Genomic DNA, 15,312 nt, shown 5'->3' on the forward strand with positions numbered 1-15,312 from the left:
AATCATCAGATCAGCGTTTGATATTAGTGGTTTCCTGCAGCATCTCATCCACAGTCTGAATGACCTTGGCGCTTGAGGAATAGGCCCGCTGGGTCTGGATCATTGAGGTCAACTCGGTGGCGACATCGGTGGTCGATTCCTCGCGTGCAAAAGAAACAAGATCTCCTGTTGGACCTTCACCCGCGTTCCATAAGAAAAAGGTGCCGCTGTCACGCGAGGGGGCATAGGTCTGACTGTCCAACGCCGTCAGACCGTTTGGATTCGGTACATCGGCCAGTGGAATCTGGAACATCCGGCGGCTGACCCCAGTATCATAGAAAGCATAGACATAGCCGTTCTCATCAACCTGTACGCTTGTCATCGTGCCAACGGCCGAACCATCGCGTGTGATCGAAACCGGAGCAAAGGTATCGGAAAGCTGTGTAATGCCGTCCGCATCGCCGATCTGGCCGATGTTGATCTCCATCGGTCCGCCGGCGACGTTGACGACAACGCTGCCGTTTGCCGGGTCATAGGCACCGCCGGTCACGGCGGTGACGCTGGCTAGTGTACCACCGGCTGTACGGCTATCGGTGAAGGTCAGGGTATATTCTCCAATGACAGCGCCGCCCGAGGCTGAATCGCGCAATGTCATGGTCCATTCATTGCTGCTGCCGGTTGCAGGAACGGTGGGGACCAATTCGATATCGACGCTTTCAGACTTGCCCAAATTGTCAAAATACTCGACCGACAAGGGCTGCGTGTCACCCGGAGCACCGGCGTTGGTCGCTGTTGCAGGCAGGTTCATCCGCAGGTTCATGGATGTTGTGGGGGCGCCCGAAAGTTGATTAACGCTTAGCTGAATGGGTTCCAGAGCGGCGGGCGTATCCCTCGGGACGCTGGGGATCGAGCCATCTGGATTGGCACGCCAGCCAAGAAGTACAAGGCCGGATTGTGTGACCAGATACCCCTCCTCATTGGTGCGGAATGAGCCTGTCGTGGTCAGCAGCATCTCATTTGAACCTGACGCGATCTGCGAACTGGGACGGACAGGCAGCATGCCTCTACCGCGCACGGCCAGATCGGTTGAATTGTTGGTGGTTACCAGCGATCCGCGCTGATCTATCTGGCGTTGGCTGGTGGTTCTGACCCCGCCTGCCGAATAGCTGCCGCCCTGACCAGATGTGACCATGGAGTGAAAGTCGGTCTCGACCCTTTTATAGCCAAATGTCGATGAATTGGCGATGTTGTCAGAGATCGTGGCCAGCCTGTTGGCGTTGGCCTTCAACGCTGCCACACCGGCATTCAGCGAAGAGGATATGGTCATCGGTACGCCCTTTTGTTGCGTCATTCGTTGATGCAACACGTACCGCACTGGCCCTTAACAGCCGGCTAACAGCTAAAATGCTGTCTATCCTTTACCCCTTAAGGGTTGCGTAAAAAGATGATCTCAATCCGATTATTGCGTATCGCCATGGGGTTTTTATCCGAAAGCTCTCGGTCCGCGTGCCCAGTCACGCGGTCCAACCGCTGTGGCTGGATGCCTTTGTTCTGCAGCAGTTGGCGGGTGCTTTGCGCCCGCGCGGTCGACAGATCCCAGACCGGGTTATTCGCCAACACGACGGGTGCAGACCGCACATGCCCTTCAACCGCGATTGCGTTTGTCACCAGATCAGAAGACCGCGCTACCAAAAGTGTCAGCGCGCGCATCATTTGGGTTGGCGTGTCTGTCCCCGATTCGAACAACGGTTGATCCTCAGTGGCGAACAGCTCGACCACCAGCCCTTCGTCGGTGACGCGGGTCACGATGTGCTTGCGCATCTTATCGGACACCAGGCTTTCCCCAGCGCGCCCCAGCAACTGCGCCTCGAGCGACGAGAAATCTTCGAACGCACCCTTACCGCCGCCTTTCGCATCCACGCCGGTTGATCCGCGCGCCTGTTTCGCCTCAGTGGGGTTCCGATTGCTGGCACCTGATCCATCCATAACCATGGTTTTTTCCGAAAACATGTTGTCACCGCCGAAGGCACCATCACCACCGCCCGAGACCGGATTGACCGGAATCGTGGGCGAAAAATAATCCGCCAGACCCTTGCGTTGCGTCTCGGTCGTTGCATTCAGCAGCCACATCAACATGAAGAACGCCATCATGGCAGTGACAAAGTCCGCATACGCGACCTTCCACGCACCACCGTGGTGAGCATCGCCACCCGATACACGTTTCTTCTTGATGATGATTGGCGCCGCATTGGATTGCGCACCCATCTCCACCACCTTCTATTCACCCGCTTACTGGCCTAGCAGGGCAGGTGTTAAGGTGGGCTTAACACTTAAAACTGTTCTGAATTCTAAGACTGCGACACCGGGTTTACACCAGCGCGCCTTAAAATCAGAGATAATCGATTAAAGCTGTTTTCGATACCATCGGGATCGGCCTTCGCAAAAAAGCTATCTAGCTCTTCGTGGACCCGGACGGCGCGATCCAACAAAGGATCTGTTCCTTCGGCATAGAGGCCGGCTTTGATCATCACCTCAGATTGCTCATAACTGCCGACCAGCTTGCGGGTTTCTGTAATCAACTGGTTCTCATCCGCGGTCGCCGCACCTGGTAGGCTGCGTGACACGGATCGGCTGAGGTCAATGGCCGGGAAGCGCCCGCGTTCGGCGATGTCCCGGCTCAGCACGACATGTCCGTCCAAGACGCCGCGCAGAATGTCCGCAATGGGCTCGTCCATGTCAGAACCCGCGACAAGAACACTGAAGACTGCGGTGATGTCACCTTGATCGGGAGTTCCGGGACCCGCCCGTTCGCACAGATTTGTAATCAGCGGCGTGACCGATGGCGGGTAGCCACGTAGCGATGGGGCTTCACCCATTGCGGCGGCAATCTCGCGTTGCGCTTCGGCAAAGCGGGTAACTGAATCGGCCAGAAACAGAACGTTTAACCCTTGATCCCGCAGGAATTCCGCCACCGACATGGCCGACCATGCGCACCGTCTGCGTCTCAGGGCCGATTGATCCGAGGTTGCGGCCACGACGACGGATCGTTTCAGACCTTCGGCACCCAGGGCGTTCTCGACAAACTCATTCACTTCGCGCCCGCGTTCGCCCACCAATGCAACGACCACAGCATCCGCCTGGACTGAGCGGGCAAGCGTCGCCAGAAGTGTTGATTTGCCAACGCCTGAACCAGCGAACAGGCCGATTCGCTGACCTTGGACAATGGGCAGCATCGTGTTGAGGATCGCCAACCCGGTTTCCATACGACCGCCCAGCGGCTTGCGCGATACCGCGGTTGGCGGGGCCTGCATAAGGTCACGTTCAAACGTGCCAGGCAGCAGGGGCTTGCCGTCCAGAGGTTTGCCAAACGGATCGATCACCCGCCCAAGCCAATGCATTCCGGGCGCAAAGGCAGGCATCTGGTCGAGAGAGACCTGATCCCCCAGGCTTACGCCATCGGGTGCGGAGGCTGGCAGCATATGGATCGCGCCTGATTCGACATGCAGGACCTCGCCAGGCAGGTCCGGGCCTTTTTGTCGGCGCAGCGTCAGATGATCCCCGATCCGGGCTTGGGCGGTCAGACCATCGATTTCAACCACGCCGCGCGCAACACCGGTCACATGCCCGATATGGTGTACCGCCGACATCCTATCGAATTCGCATTTCAGACGCAACGGATCGAGATCGGCCATCGCAGGTCCTCCACATAGATTTGTTGAAAACGGTTTCTAAAGGAATCGGGGTTAAGCCTTGATTGAAATTGATCGAGGGAGAAGCCCCGATGTTCTATGACCTGAACGTCTTTAAGACTGCGTACGCAATGGCAACCCATGCCGGACAACGGCAAGCGGTTGTCTCGCGCAACATGGCCAACGCGGATACGCCGGGATACAAGCCCCGTGATATTGAAGCTTTCCAGACAGTGTTTGAAAACACGAGCCAAGGGGTCGCGATGACCGCGACTCGGAGGGGTCATCTGAATGGTGATGTGCGCGCTCAGCCTTGGGCTGAATTCACGGTCGCGGCTTCGAGCGATCCGAATGGCAATGGTGTTTCATTGGAAGAAGAGATGCTGAAAGCTGTCGAGGTCAAGCGACAACATGACCGGGCATTAGCGATCTACAAGTCTTCAATCGGTGTGCTGCGCACGAGCCTGGGCCGGGCATAGGGGAATTCACGATGAGCGATTTTTCCTACTCGCTGGACGCGTCGGCCAGCGCACTGCGTGCGCAAGCTGCGCGGTTGCGTCATGTGTCCGAGAACATCTCGAACGCCGATACGCCCGGATACCGGCGTAAGACAGTCCCGTTTGAGACAGTCGAACGGGACGGAAAAGAAATGGTTCAGGTGGGGCGCGTCAAACTCGATCGTCGCGACCTGAGCCGAATTTATGATCCTGGCCACCCTATGGCTGATGAGACTGGCCATTACAGAGGATCAAACGTCGATCTGATGATCGAAATCGCAGACGCCCGAGAGGCGCAGCGCAGCTATGAAGCCAACCTCAAGATGTTCGACCAGACCCGGCAGATGTCATCGAGTCTGATGGATCTACTCCGAAAATAAAGGAATACCAGAATGGATGTTCGCTCACTTACCGCCGCGCAGAATTATACGGGTGCGCGCCCAGCAACGCAGGCCGCCCCCGAACATCAGGGGACAGCGCAAGGGCTGCGATCCTCGTTTCAGGATTTCGTGGCGACGCTGAAACAAAGCGAGCAAGTCACGCAATCTTCGATGGTTGGGCAGGCCGACCCGCACGCTTTGGTTCAGGCGCTGGCGCAGACAGAGTTGGCAGTGGAAACGGCTGTGATTGTTCGGAACAAAGTCGTTGAAGCCTATCAGGAAATCTTGCGGATGCCGGTCTGAACGATGCTGAGCGAAGGTCTGTTCTACGACATCGTGCGCCAGGCGCTTTGGGTTGCAGTCATCACGTCGGTTCCGATCCTGGCGGTGGCGCTGATCTCGGGCCTTACAGTTGGTTTGTTTCAGGCCTTGACCTCGGTTCAGGAGATGACCCTGACCTTCGTGCCTAAGCTGATTGCAATCGTGGTCGTGTTCTGGATGTCGATGGGTTTCATGACCCAGACCCTTGTTACGTTTTTTACCGGGACATTGGTCCCGCTTATTGCCGGAGGTCGCTAATGGACACCGCTTATGTCACCTTGTCCCGTCAATCCGGTCTCATGGATGAGATGCGAATGGTGGCCAACAATATCGCCAATGCCAACACGACCGGATATCGTCAGCAGGGGCTGGTGTTCTCCGAATTCGTCCGGGATATGCCGGGCAATCCTTCACTATCGCTCAGCCGTGCGCAGGTTCGAAACACTTCTCTGCAACAAGGTGTGCTGACCGAGACAGGCGGGTCCTTCGACTTTGCCATCGAAGGGGACGGTTTCTTTATGATCGAAACGCCCGCTGGGAACCGCCTGACGCGTTCCGGCAGTTTCTCACCCAATGCTGAGGGCGATCTGGTGACGATGGACGGGCACCGGGTTCTGGACAGCAATGGCGCGTCGGTCTTTGTCCCGCCCGACGCCGCAACGATCGATGTTGGCAGCGACGGCACGATGAGCGTCGATGGACAGCTTCTGAGCCAGATCGGTGTCTACAACGTCGCCGATCCCGAAAACCTGGTGCGCGAAGGAAGCACACATTTCCGTGCAGGCGGGCAGGTGGACCCGGTGGACGAGCCGGTCGTGCTGCATCGGTTTCTCGAAGGATCGAATGTCAATGCCATTGGTCAGGTGACCCGGATGATTGAAATTCAGCGGGCCTACGAGCTCGGGCAGAGTTTTCTTGAGGCCGAAGACGAACGGGTTCGCGGGGCGCTTAAGGCATTGATGCGCTGATTACCGGAAGGAGAATACGACATGCGTGCATTGAAGATCGCGGCTACGGGCATGACCGCACAGCAGATGCGGGTTGAGACAATTTCAAACAACCTCGCGAATATGAATACAACCGGCTACAACACCCGCCGGGCCGAGTTTGCCGATCTGCACTATCAACAGATGGCGCGCGCCGGGGCGGTCAATGCCTCGGATGGAACGGTCCTTCCGACAGGTATTCAGTTGGGGTTGGGCGTGCGCCCTGCCGCCGTCACCGTACAGCTGCAACAGGGTGGGCTCTCGGCAACGGGCAGTGATCTGGATATCGCCATCGAAGGGCGAGGTTACCTTGAAGTCACCATGCCGAATGGCCAATCCGCCTTTACCCGAGACGGAAGCCTGAAACGTTCGGCCGAAGGTCTGATCGTAACTTCTGATGGCTTTGCCGTTGCCCCTGAAATTACCATTACAGACGATGCCAGATCGATCTCAATCAATGCGGCGGGTGAGGTCTATGCCTATTTCGATGATACGGCCGAGGGGCAGTTGCTGGGCGAGTTTACGCTGGCCAGCTTCTCGAACGCCAAGGGTCTTGAGGCGATTGGTAGCAACCTCTTCAAGGAAACCGAAGCCTCGGGCGCTCCGGTTGTCAGCACCCCGGGCGAAGATGGGCTGGGCACATTGCGGCAGGGCTATCTTGAGGACAGCTCAGTCGATGCGGTGCGCGAGGTCACGGAACTGATCGAAGCGCAGCGTGGCTATGAAATGAACGCCAAAGTTATTTCCGCCGTCGACCAGATGATGGGCGCGACCACGCAGGTGCGGTGATGCGTCTGTTAACCCTCATACTATGCCTGACGCCGATGCCAAGCTTGGCCGAGATCGTTGTGCCGACCCGCACGATCCGCGCCAAAGAGGTCATTGTCTCATCCGACCTCGAAGTCAAAACCTCTGAGGTCAATGGGGCGGTTCGTAGGCCAGAGGATCTTATCGGTCAGGAGGCACGTGTTGCGCTTTATCCAGGTCAGCCAATCCGCCCTGCCGATGTCGGTCCGCCTGCGATCGTGGACCGAAACGATCTGGTGACGCTGATGTTCGATCACGTCGCGCTATCGATCACTGCCGAAGGCCGCGCGTTGGGGCGGGGCGCAGCAGGCGAGCGTATCCGTGTCATGAATCTGGCGTCTCGCACAACAGTAACGGGCGTAATCCGTCCCGATGGACAAGTTGAGGTTAAATGATGCCGAGCCTTTCGAAACCCCTGCTATTTGTCGTTCTGAGTGTTGCGGCGTGTGGACGATTGGACCACCTTGGCAAGCCGCCCAGCCTGACACCAAACACGGAATCGCCTGAGCATGTTGCGATGCTGTGGCCCGGACTACCTTTGCACAGCCAGCCTCAGCGAACCGTTGATCAGTCATCTTTGTGGAGTGGCGGTCAGCATTCCTTGCTTGGTGATCAACGGGCGATGAAAAAAGGGGATATTCTGACAGTCGTGATCGAGCTGGATGAAAAGGCCGAAATATCCAACGACACCAACCGGTCGCGGGCTGGGTCAGAAAGTCTTGCGGTGCCGGAACTCTTCGGCCTTCCTCAGCGCGCAGGTGAACGACTACCTGAAGGGGCCTCACTTGATGATGCCGTTTCAATTGACTCGGCTTCGGTCAGCAAAGGCAAGGGATCGGTCAAACGCAAAGAAAAATTGACCTTGCGCGTGGCGGCAACGGTCGTCGACGTGTTGCCAAACGGTGTGCTTTCGATTTCTGGATCGCAAGAACTGCGGGTGAATTTCGAACTTCGGGAACTGCTGGTCTCGGGCTATGTCCGCCCCGAAGATATCTCGCGCCAGAATGAAATCACTTATGACAAGATCGCGTCAGCGCGGGTGTCTTATGGTGGCCGCGGGCAGATCACGGATGTGCAGCAACCACGCTATGGACAACAGATACTTGATACCTTGCTACCTTTCTGAGGGCCGCGCTGATGGGAAAACTACTACCGATCGTTTTTCTGGTTTTCGGCCTGGCTGCCGGTGCGGGCGCCCGGATCCTATTGTCCCCTTCCGGGGAAGCTGAAGATCTTGCGGAGGCTGGGCAAAAACCCAATGAAGACAAGAAAAACAAAACTAAGCCCGGCAAAGAGGATCAATCAGAAACACATGAGTATCTGAAACTCACCAAACAGTTCGTGGTCCCCGTGGTTTCCGAGGACGAGATTTCGGCGCTCGTCACCATGTCCCTCAGCCTTGAGGTGAGGCCGGGGATTGCCGAAGCGTTTTATGAGATCGAGCCAAAATTAAGGGACCGGTTTCTGCAAGTTCTGTTTGACCACGCCAATATCGGCGGGTTCGACGGCGCATTCACGCGGTCAGACAACCTGACGGCATTGCGCAATGCGTTGCTGGAGGTTGCGAGAAAGGATCTGGGCGAAGATGTCTCGCAAGTTCTGATCATGAGTGTCAGCCGACAGGATACCTGAACGGGTTCCGGTTACGATTCCTGAGCCTTAGATTGTCGCACGCGTCGCTTGTGTTCTTGCAGGCGGCGCGACAGATCGGCAACGGCCAGTTTGCGCCCAAATGCCCCACGCAATTCTTCCATTGCCGCAAGCTTTTGTGATCGCAGGCGCGCCAACTCGGTGTTCAGGTTGCGCCGTGTCAAAGATTCCCAGCCGTGCCACAACAGGTCTGCGCCGGTGACCTGATAGCCATCCGACTGTGAACTCGTCGATTTTACTTCGGCTAATTGAGAATCCAGACGCGTCAATTGCTGAAGCAACTGGGCTTCGCGCTGCAACAAAGGGTGCAATTTTTGGTGTTCCCGTTGATAAACAGCTTCGGCGACGGTCAAAAGGTTGTCCATGCGATCTTGCGTCATCCGACCTGGCCCTTCGCTCGTTTGCGCATGGCTTCGGCAAACCGAATAGCTGCTGCAACGGGTCGGTAGTATTCTTCGGTAATTTCCTGTCCGATCCCGACGGTCGCGTGCAATGCGCGTGCTGTTGGTGGATCGGAATGAATAGGAATGCCTGCGTCTCCGGCCGTGGCCCTGATTGTTGCCGCGATTTCATCTACCCCTTTGGCGACGCAAACCGGAGCGCTGCCACTTGCTCGCGACCATTTCAGCGCCACCGCATAATGCGTCGGGTTGACGATCACCACATCGGCCTTGGGCACATCCGCCATCATCTGCTTGGTTGCTATGTCCTGCGCGCGTTGGCGACGCTGCTGTTTGACGTGCGGATCACCCTCGGAATCCTTGGTTTCATCCTGAATTTCTTTGCGTGACATTCTGTTTTTGCGAAGGTGTTCGGCATGTTGCCACAGATAGTCTATCACGCCGATCGCCAGCGCGATCATTATGACGATAAACAGAAATTGGCTGAGTAAGTTCATCATCAACAGAATTGAGGATCTCGGGGCGGCTGCACTGGCTGTCAGAATCTCGGGCAGGTGGGCGTGTAAAAATAGGGTCAGGCATGTTCCATAGATCAACAATTTAACAAAGCTCTTGGCGAATTCGAACAACCCGCCCCGGCCAAACTTGTTCTTTGCGTTTGAGACGATCGAGATGCGTGAACCGCGTAGTTTCAGCTTTTCCGGCGCGAAGATCAGTGCGCGCTGGGCGATCAGGCTGAGCAACACCGCGACTGCCGGAACGATAAACAACGCGGCGATTGGTGCCATAGTTGATCTCAGAATCCCAGCGACGGTGGATGTCGCGGGTCCGACGGTCAGCAAGCTTGCGAATTGATCTGATTGGTCGATCAAGACCACGAACACAGTCCCCAGATGCTCTGCCGTGAATTGCCCCGTGAGCAAAAGTGCGACGAGCAGTCCCATGTATGCAGCCACCACCGACAGATCATTGGACTTCGCCACCTCGCCTTTTTTGCGGGCTTTTTCCAGCTTTTGCGGGGTCGCCTCAAATGACTTATCACTGTCGTCGTCTGATGCGCTCATCGCAGCCCTCCAAGCGGGTTTTGGAAAAAGGTGAACAAAGCGTCAGACCAGGTTGCCAGGATCAATGGTGCCCCGGCGAAAAGCAGGAAAAGGCCTGCGAAAGTGATTGCTGGGGCACCGACAAAAGCGACCATGAGCTGCGGCATGGCGCGGTTAATTACGCCCAGTGCGAGGTTGTAGATCAGCGATGCGATGACAAAGGGCATCGCCAGCGCAAAGGCCAGTCCGAAGCTGTGGGCGACTTGCGCAACGCCCCATTGCAACAGACCAGGCGCAGTTGGAAGCGCGCCCATCGGAAACAGCATATAGCTGTGGATCATGAACTGCGCTGCACGGATATGAAGGCCAAGCAATACCGCCAGCGCCAAGCCGGCCAGCGTCAGCAGATACCCCATCGCCGGGACAGGTTCTGCGGCCGCTCCGCCCAGGATCTGAGACAAGGATGTCGCTTGCGCCGCGATTGAACCTGCAGTTTGTAGTGCAAGGACAAATAGGCGCAACCCGATGCCGAGCATAAGACCGATCAAGACTTCGATGGTGATTAATCCAATCATTTTGTGAAAGCCCGGCATAACACCCGATGCGGGTATGGCGGGAATGACAATCATTGTGAAAGCAACTGCCACGCCCAGTTTGACCCGCATAGGGACGCTGCGTTCACCAAAGGCCGGTAGTAGCGAAACCAATGCGGACACACGAAGAAATACGGCAAACAGATGCCACAGGTTTTGCCCCAGATGTGGCAAAAGCTCTGACGGGACTGAGATCACGCGTGCACCGTTCCGACCAAGGCGGGGCGCGCCTCAAGCCCTATCTCTTCAAAAGACAGGACGGGGTTGGCGACGCCGCGCGCGCGCATAATGGTCCTGAGCAATCTGCGTCGACGGGTCGAGGTGACGACTGCTGGGAACAAGCCGTGATCTGCTGATTTTGCGACGCTATCGACAACCCCATCGGCCAGTTTATTGAACAGGTTGGGTGGCAGTGCCACGTCGATACCTGTGTTCGCGGCGTCGATCTGGTAGGTAGCAAATGTGTCCTCCCATTCCGGTGCGAGCTGGATCAGAGGGATCGAGCCATCCTCGCGTTTCATGTCGGCAACCAGTTGAAAGCCCAGCCGCTGGCGGACCAGTTCGCAGATCCCTTCGGGCTGGGTGGTGGTCAATCGTGCTTCGGCCACGCTTTCAAGGATCAGCGCCATGTTTCGGATCGAGACCCGTTCGTCTAGCAACAGCCGCAGAACAGCATGCAGTGTGTCGATCGGGACCTTGTCTGGGATCAATTCGTCCAGCATTTTGCGGTTGGCTTCAGCTCGGGTCGGATCGCTGAGCCGCGTCATCTCGGACAGCAGGCGGCGAAGGGATTTCAGGGTCATAAGGCGCGAGAAATTCTGTTTGATGATCTCAAGCAGATGGGTCGCCAGAATTTCAGGAGGGGTGACGATGGTGGCCCCATTCAGTGCGGCGACCTCCTGGTCCTTGGGCAATATCCAGCGCGCCGGGGCACCGTAGACGGGTTCGGTCACATCGGTGCCATCAGGTAAAAAGTCGTGCCCGTCCTGTACCAGCGCGAGCACAAGTTCAGAATTCAGAACACCACGCGCCTGTTCGACCCCTTGTACTTTGATCACATAAGTTCCGGTCGGAAGATCGGCGCGGTCAGTCAATCGAATTTCGGGCAGGATAAGCCCAAAGCTTGAGGCGACATAGGTCCGCATGTTGGCGATCCGCGCGTCAAGGCCGGTACCGGGGTTCAGCACCATGCTGACCAGATCGGGGGCGAATTCCAGATGCACGTCGTCGAGGTCCAGGATATCACCGATGGCCTGTGAAACCGGAGTGTCAGACTCGGCCTTGGGGGTCTGAGCCTCTGCCTCGCTGGCGTTGCGTTTTCTGAGGCCTGAATAAGCCGCATAGCCCAGCACCCCGGCCCCAAGAATGAAAGGTAAGAACGGCAAACCGGGCACCAGGGCGAACAGCACCATTAGAACCGCTACGGTGCCCAACGCCGCCGGGTGGCGTCCAAGCTGCGAGAAGATCGCATTGTCGGTTGCACCCTGCGTACCGCCACGCGCCAACAGCAAGGCGGACGCAATCGAGATGATCACTGCTGGTATCTGCGATACCAACCCGTCCCCAACGGTCAGGATTGCATAGGTTTCGAAGGCGGACGATACCGGCATCCCATGCACGATGACCCCCATGACCAATCCCATCACAAGGTTGAGAAGTGTGATCAGCAACCCGGCAATCGCATCGCCTTTGACGAATTTCGACGCGCCGTCGAGCGAACCGAAAAAGGTGGTCTCCTGCTGCTCGCGCTCGCGTCGTTCTTTGGCTTGCTGATGATCGATGGCTCCAGCAGACATGTCACTGTCGATGGCCAGCTGTTTGCCGGGCATCCCGTCCAGCGCGAACCGGGCACCTACTTCGGCCATACGGGCCGCACCCTTGGTAATGACCATGAAGTTCACGATCAGCAAAACGCCGAACACGACAAGGCCCAGAAAGATACTGCCGCCCATGACAAACTGGGCGAAACCTTCGATCACGTCACCAGCGGCGTTGGTGCCGGTGTGCCCCTGACCGATGATCAGCTTGGTCGAGGAGACGTTCAGCGACAGGCGCAACATCAGTGAGGCCAGCAGGATCGTCGGGAAGGATGAGAAATCCAGTGGCCGTTCGATGAACAGCGTCAATGTGAAGATCAGTATCGCCAGCGCAAAGGATGCCGCCAGCCCCACGTCCAGTACCCAGGCTGGCATGGGCAGGATCATCATCACGATGACCGCCATCAGCGCCAGCGCCAGCAATATGGTCGGAGAGAACAAGGTGCGGGGATCGATACGGGGCACTATCTGCTCCTAATTGAAAGCGATAAAGGCGGTGGCTGTAGAGGTTTCGGGAACCAGTGACCCCAGCGCGTTCTGGCCGACCGGATGAGCGTTCAGCGGGATGAGCGGACTGGCAGATGCTGTGAATGGATCGCGTTCGTGGGCTGTGCCCGAGCCATCCAGCTGCGCCAGGACGGCCTGAAAACGATCAGAATATGAGGCCGCAAGGTGCTGCGTGCGCGAGTGGTAGGCCCCGGCAGCGGCAGGCCATGATCCAAGTTCCGCATAAAGCTGGGCCAGAAACCGCGCCGCATAAACTGCGTTTTCATCCGGATCGAACATCGCGTCGATCGAGCGAAAAGCCTTCCCGTGCCAGCGATAGTTGATCTGAAAGCAACCGACGTCAAAGCTGCGTACACCGGATTTGAAGATGTCGAACACGTAAGACTTTGCCTCAACCTCGGAGGCAAACCAATATCCCTGTCCTTCACGATTGACGGTCCATGGCCAGGGTTCCAGTAATCCGTTCTGCGTGCGGCCTGTTTCTACGCGGGCAATTGCCTTGAGAACATCGAGCGGGACGCCTTCGGCCTGCGCAGCCCGCCGGGCCGCTTGATCACACAGCGCCGATGTTGGCGATGCGTATCCGGCCTGCGCCAGAAGGGCCTGTGCCAAGAGCGCGGAAACTAGTAGGTTTTGAGTTGGCATTCTGCCGGTCCGGAATTCTAATCAGTCCGGGCCAAGCTATCCAATCATCTGTTTACAGAGAGTTAGCGCGCCTTAGTTTCGATCAATCTTTCGGCCAAAAACCACACTGGTGTTGGTACGCAATACGCCGGGGATGCGCGCAAGTTCGTCGACCAGAATGTCGAGGTCTTCGATCCGTGGCGCTTCGGCGGAAAGCAGCAGGTCAAATTCGCCATTGATTGATAAACACAGTTTGACCTCGGGATAAGCTTCAAGCCGCTTGATGATCCGTGTGGTTTCTTTCTGCTGCACTTCAAGCAGAACGATGATCTGAACGCGTGGCGTATCTACGGTTTCGCGCAGGACGACCGAGTAACCAGCGATGACGCCCCGCTCTTCCATTCGATTGATGCGTTCATGCACCGTTGTCCGCGCGACGCCAAGTGTTGTTGCAATGCGGGTCGTCGAGTCGCGCGCATTGTGCTGTAAGGCGGCGATGATGCGTCGGTCAAGCTGGTCCATTGCGGCTCCGGGTTCAGGCAACTTCGCCTCGGTTTAGGGTAGTTTGGTGTTCGGGCTCAAGGCTGGTGCGGATAACGGGGATGCAGTTCATCAATGATGATCGGATGCGCATGAGGTTTCGGCCCAGACAGGTGGGGGTGATCCTGTGGGAGGTCAGGATGGCCGTGAACCACCGCATTGTCTTCGCGCCGTGGCCAGGCAATGAGCACAAGAACCAGACCCAGAATCGCTGCGGTCGCCATTCCGGCCATGGCCACAGTTACGCCAAAGCGGGTCATCAGCCACCCGGCCAGGGGATAAAGCACCAGCCAGCAAGCATGAGACAGAGTGAACTGTGCGGCAAACACAGCGGGTCGATCTTCGGGGTGGGCGGATCGGGTCAGCAGGCGGCCCGAGGGCGTCAACGTGCTGGAGTATCCAAAGCCGACCAATAGCCAGGTCGTTGTCAGTAAGCCCAGCGTCATCGGTAGGGTGGCAGATAGCAGCGCCGCTGCTGCCATGGTGCCCGTCGCCAATGATGCACCACCCAGCATGACGCGACGCTCTGGAATGTGATCCAGAAGGCGTGGCAGTGCAAATGCCGCGAGCATCGAACCGCCACCGAACCCGGCCAGCGCGATGGCAACGGCGCTTTCAGAAAGACCAAGATCGCCGCGCACGATCACGACCGTGTTGACGATGACCATCGAACTGAGCGCGGCCGCGCTCCAACTCAGCGCCAGCAGGCCCCGCAGGCGCGGGGTTTTAAGGTAAATTCGAATGCCGCGCGTTGTGCGGTCATAGATGCCACGCGGCTGGGATGGTTTGGGTGAGGGCAAAGTTGCAGACACCACAAGCAGGGCCGAGGCGACAAAACCGACACAGGTGCCCAGAAACAGGCTGTCGAAACTGACGAACAGCAGCAAGGTGGCGGCCAGCATCGGGCTCAGCAGGCTTTCCAGATCGTAAGCCAGCCGCGACAGGGACAAGGCTTTGGTATAGTCCTGTTCGTTGGTCAGCACATCCGGGATGGTGGCCTGAAACGCGGGAGTAAATCCGGCTGAGGCGGATTGCAGCACAAAGATCAGCACGTAGACCTGCCAGATTTCGGACACGAAAGGCAGGCAGAGCGCAACCACAGCGCGCACCAGATCCAGTGCAACCAGCATCCGGCGACGATCCAGCCGCTCGGCAAAGGCAGCAGCAAGCGGGGCAACGGTGACATAGGCGATCATTTTGATCGTCAGGGCGGTGCCAAGGACCATCCCGGCGGCCTCTCCGGCCAGATCAAAGGCTAACAGCCCCAAGGCAACCGTCGCCAGCCCGGTTCCGGTCAGCGCCACGATCTGCGCGGCCAGCAGATGTCTGTAGGTGCGGTTTCTCAGGATGCTGAGCATTGTCGGAATTTCTCAATCGCGGTGTCGCCGATCCATAGTTCAAGTGTTGGCCACAAGGTCAAGGGGACGCTTTTCCAAGGACGGCGTTGAGTTTGCGGGCCAAACCGCCTATCTCGGGGC

19 protein-coding genes are annotated in these 15,312 nt (G+C 57.5%); 9 read left to right on the top strand and 10 right to left on the bottom strand.

The window, feature by feature from the left end; translation table 11 throughout:
• Positions 1-10: 10 nt before the first annotated feature.
• The 3 genes from ACR0MP_RS06670 to ACR0MP_RS06680 all read right to left on the bottom strand — a co-directional run bounded on the left by ACR0MP_RS06670 (position 11) and on the right by ACR0MP_RS06680 (position 3,671).
• On the bottom strand, positions 11-1,306 hold the full coding sequence (locus ACR0MP_RS06670; RefSeq protein ID WP_480886186.1) for a flagellar hook protein FlgE: 1,296 nt from the start codon (positions 1,304-1,306) through the stop codon (positions 11-13).
• A 98-nt stretch (positions 1,307-1,404) separates the two neighbouring features.
• Positions 1,405-2,244, bottom strand: a complete 840-nt coding sequence (locus ACR0MP_RS06675; protein WP_170408689.1) for a flagellar motor protein MotB — start codon at positions 2,242-2,244, stop codon at positions 1,405-1,407.
• An 83-nt stretch (positions 2,245-2,327) separates the two neighbouring features.
• Entirely contained in the window at positions 2,328-3,671 is a 1,344-nt protein-coding gene (locus ACR0MP_RS06680) for a FliI/YscN family ATPase (RefSeq protein WP_480886188.1), read from the bottom strand.
• Between the two features lie 89 nt (positions 3,672-3,760).
• On the opposite strand from ACR0MP_RS06680, the gene ACR0MP_RS06685 reads away from it, so the two are divergent.
• The 9 genes from ACR0MP_RS06685 to ACR0MP_RS06725 are packed head-to-tail and all read left to right on the top strand — an operon-like array spanning position 3,761 to position 8,291.
• Positions 3,761-4,147 carry a FlgB family protein gene (locus ACR0MP_RS06685; RefSeq protein ID WP_170408687.1) on the top strand — a complete coding sequence of 129 codons (387 nt, stop codon included), beginning with the start codon at positions 3,761-3,763 and terminating at the stop codon, positions 4,145-4,147.
• An 11-nt stretch (positions 4,148-4,158) separates the two neighbouring features.
• Positions 4,159-4,545, top strand: coding sequence for a flagellar basal body rod protein FlgC (gene flgC, locus ACR0MP_RS06690; protein ID WP_170408686.1), 387 nt, complete (start codon positions 4,159-4,161; stop codon positions 4,543-4,545).
• Positions 4,546-4,557: 12 nt separating this feature from the next.
• Positions 4,558-4,848: a flagellar hook-basal body complex protein FliE gene (gene fliE / locus ACR0MP_RS06695; protein WP_170408685.1), complete on the top strand. Its 291-nt coding sequence runs from the start codon at positions 4,558-4,560 to the stop codon at positions 4,846-4,848.
• 3 nt (positions 4,849-4,851) lie between these two features.
• Positions 4,852-5,124, top strand: a complete 273-nt coding sequence (locus tag ACR0MP_RS06700; protein WP_170395271.1) for a flagellar biosynthetic protein FliQ — start codon at positions 4,852-4,854, stop codon at positions 5,122-5,124.
• A complete protein-coding gene (locus ACR0MP_RS06705) occupies positions 5,124-5,834 on the top strand; it encodes a flagellar hook-basal body complex protein (RefSeq protein WP_170408684.1) in 711 nt (236 codons plus the stop codon). The genes ACR0MP_RS06700 and ACR0MP_RS06705 overlap by 1 nt, the downstream gene beginning before the upstream one ends.
• A gap of 21 nt (positions 5,835-5,855) precedes the next feature.
• Positions 5,856-6,641, top strand: coding sequence for a flagellar basal-body rod protein FlgG (gene flgG / locus ACR0MP_RS06710; protein WP_480886190.1), 786 nt, complete (start codon positions 5,856-5,858; stop codon positions 6,639-6,641).
• Entirely contained in the window at positions 6,641-7,054 is a 414-nt protein-coding gene (gene flgA, locus ACR0MP_RS06715; protein WP_480886192.1) for a flagellar basal body P-ring formation chaperone FlgA, read from the top strand. Before flgG ends, flgA begins: the two co-directional genes overlap by 1 nt.
• On the top strand, positions 7,054-7,785 hold the full coding sequence (gene flgH, locus ACR0MP_RS06720) for a flagellar basal body L-ring protein FlgH (RefSeq protein ID WP_170395282.1): 732 nt from the start codon (positions 7,054-7,056) through the stop codon (positions 7,783-7,785). Before flgA ends, flgH begins: the two co-directional genes overlap by 1 nt.
• 11 nt (positions 7,786-7,796) lie before the next feature.
• Positions 7,797-8,291 (top strand): flagellar basal body-associated FliL family protein, encoded by a 495-nt coding sequence (locus ACR0MP_RS06725; protein ID WP_480886194.1) that lies wholly within the window; start codon positions 7,797-7,799, stop codon positions 8,289-8,291.
• Positions 8,292-8,302: 11 nt separating this feature from the next.
• On the opposite strand, the gene ACR0MP_RS06730 is transcribed toward ACR0MP_RS06725, so the two are convergent.
• The 7 genes from ACR0MP_RS06730 to ACR0MP_RS06760 all read right to left on the bottom strand — a co-directional run bounded on the left by ACR0MP_RS06730 (position 8,303) and on the right by ACR0MP_RS06760 (position 15,192).
• Complete coding sequence (locus ACR0MP_RS06730) at positions 8,303-8,662, bottom strand: hypothetical protein (RefSeq protein ID WP_480437394.1); 360 nt, start codon at positions 8,660-8,662, stop codon at positions 8,303-8,305.
• 23 nt (positions 8,663-8,685) lie between these two features.
• On the bottom strand, positions 8,686-9,774 hold the full coding sequence (gene flhB / locus ACR0MP_RS06735; protein WP_170408679.1) for a flagellar type III secretion system protein FlhB: 1,089 nt from the start codon (positions 9,772-9,774) through the stop codon (positions 8,686-8,688).
• Positions 9,771-10,544, bottom strand: a complete 774-nt coding sequence (locus ACR0MP_RS06740; RefSeq protein ID WP_480886196.1) for a flagellar biosynthetic protein FliR — start codon at positions 10,542-10,544, stop codon at positions 9,771-9,773. The genes flhB and ACR0MP_RS06740 overlap by 4 nt, the downstream gene beginning before the upstream one ends.
• Positions 10,541-12,628, bottom strand: coding sequence for a flagellar biosynthesis protein FlhA (flhA, locus tag ACR0MP_RS06745; RefSeq protein ID WP_480886198.1), 2,088 nt, complete (start codon positions 12,626-12,628; stop codon positions 10,541-10,543). The genes ACR0MP_RS06740 and flhA overlap by 4 nt, the downstream gene beginning before the upstream one ends.
• 9 nt (positions 12,629-12,637) lie before the next feature.
• On the bottom strand, positions 12,638-13,315 hold the full coding sequence (locus ACR0MP_RS06750; RefSeq protein WP_170408676.1) for a transglycosylase SLT domain-containing protein: 678 nt from the start codon (positions 13,313-13,315) through the stop codon (positions 12,638-12,640).
• Between the two features lie 72 nt (positions 13,316-13,387).
• Positions 13,388-13,816, bottom strand: a complete 429-nt coding sequence (locus tag ACR0MP_RS06755; RefSeq protein WP_480763276.1) for an Lrp/AsnC family transcriptional regulator — start codon at positions 13,814-13,816, stop codon at positions 13,388-13,390.
• A gap of 56 nt (positions 13,817-13,872) precedes the next feature.
• Complete coding sequence (locus tag ACR0MP_RS06760) at positions 13,873-15,192, bottom strand: MFS transporter (RefSeq protein ID WP_170408674.1); 1,320 nt, start codon at positions 15,190-15,192, stop codon at positions 13,873-13,875.
• Positions 15,193-15,312: the final 120 nt, after the last annotated feature.

Source organism: Ruegeria sp. K3 (genome assembly GCF_056531845.1).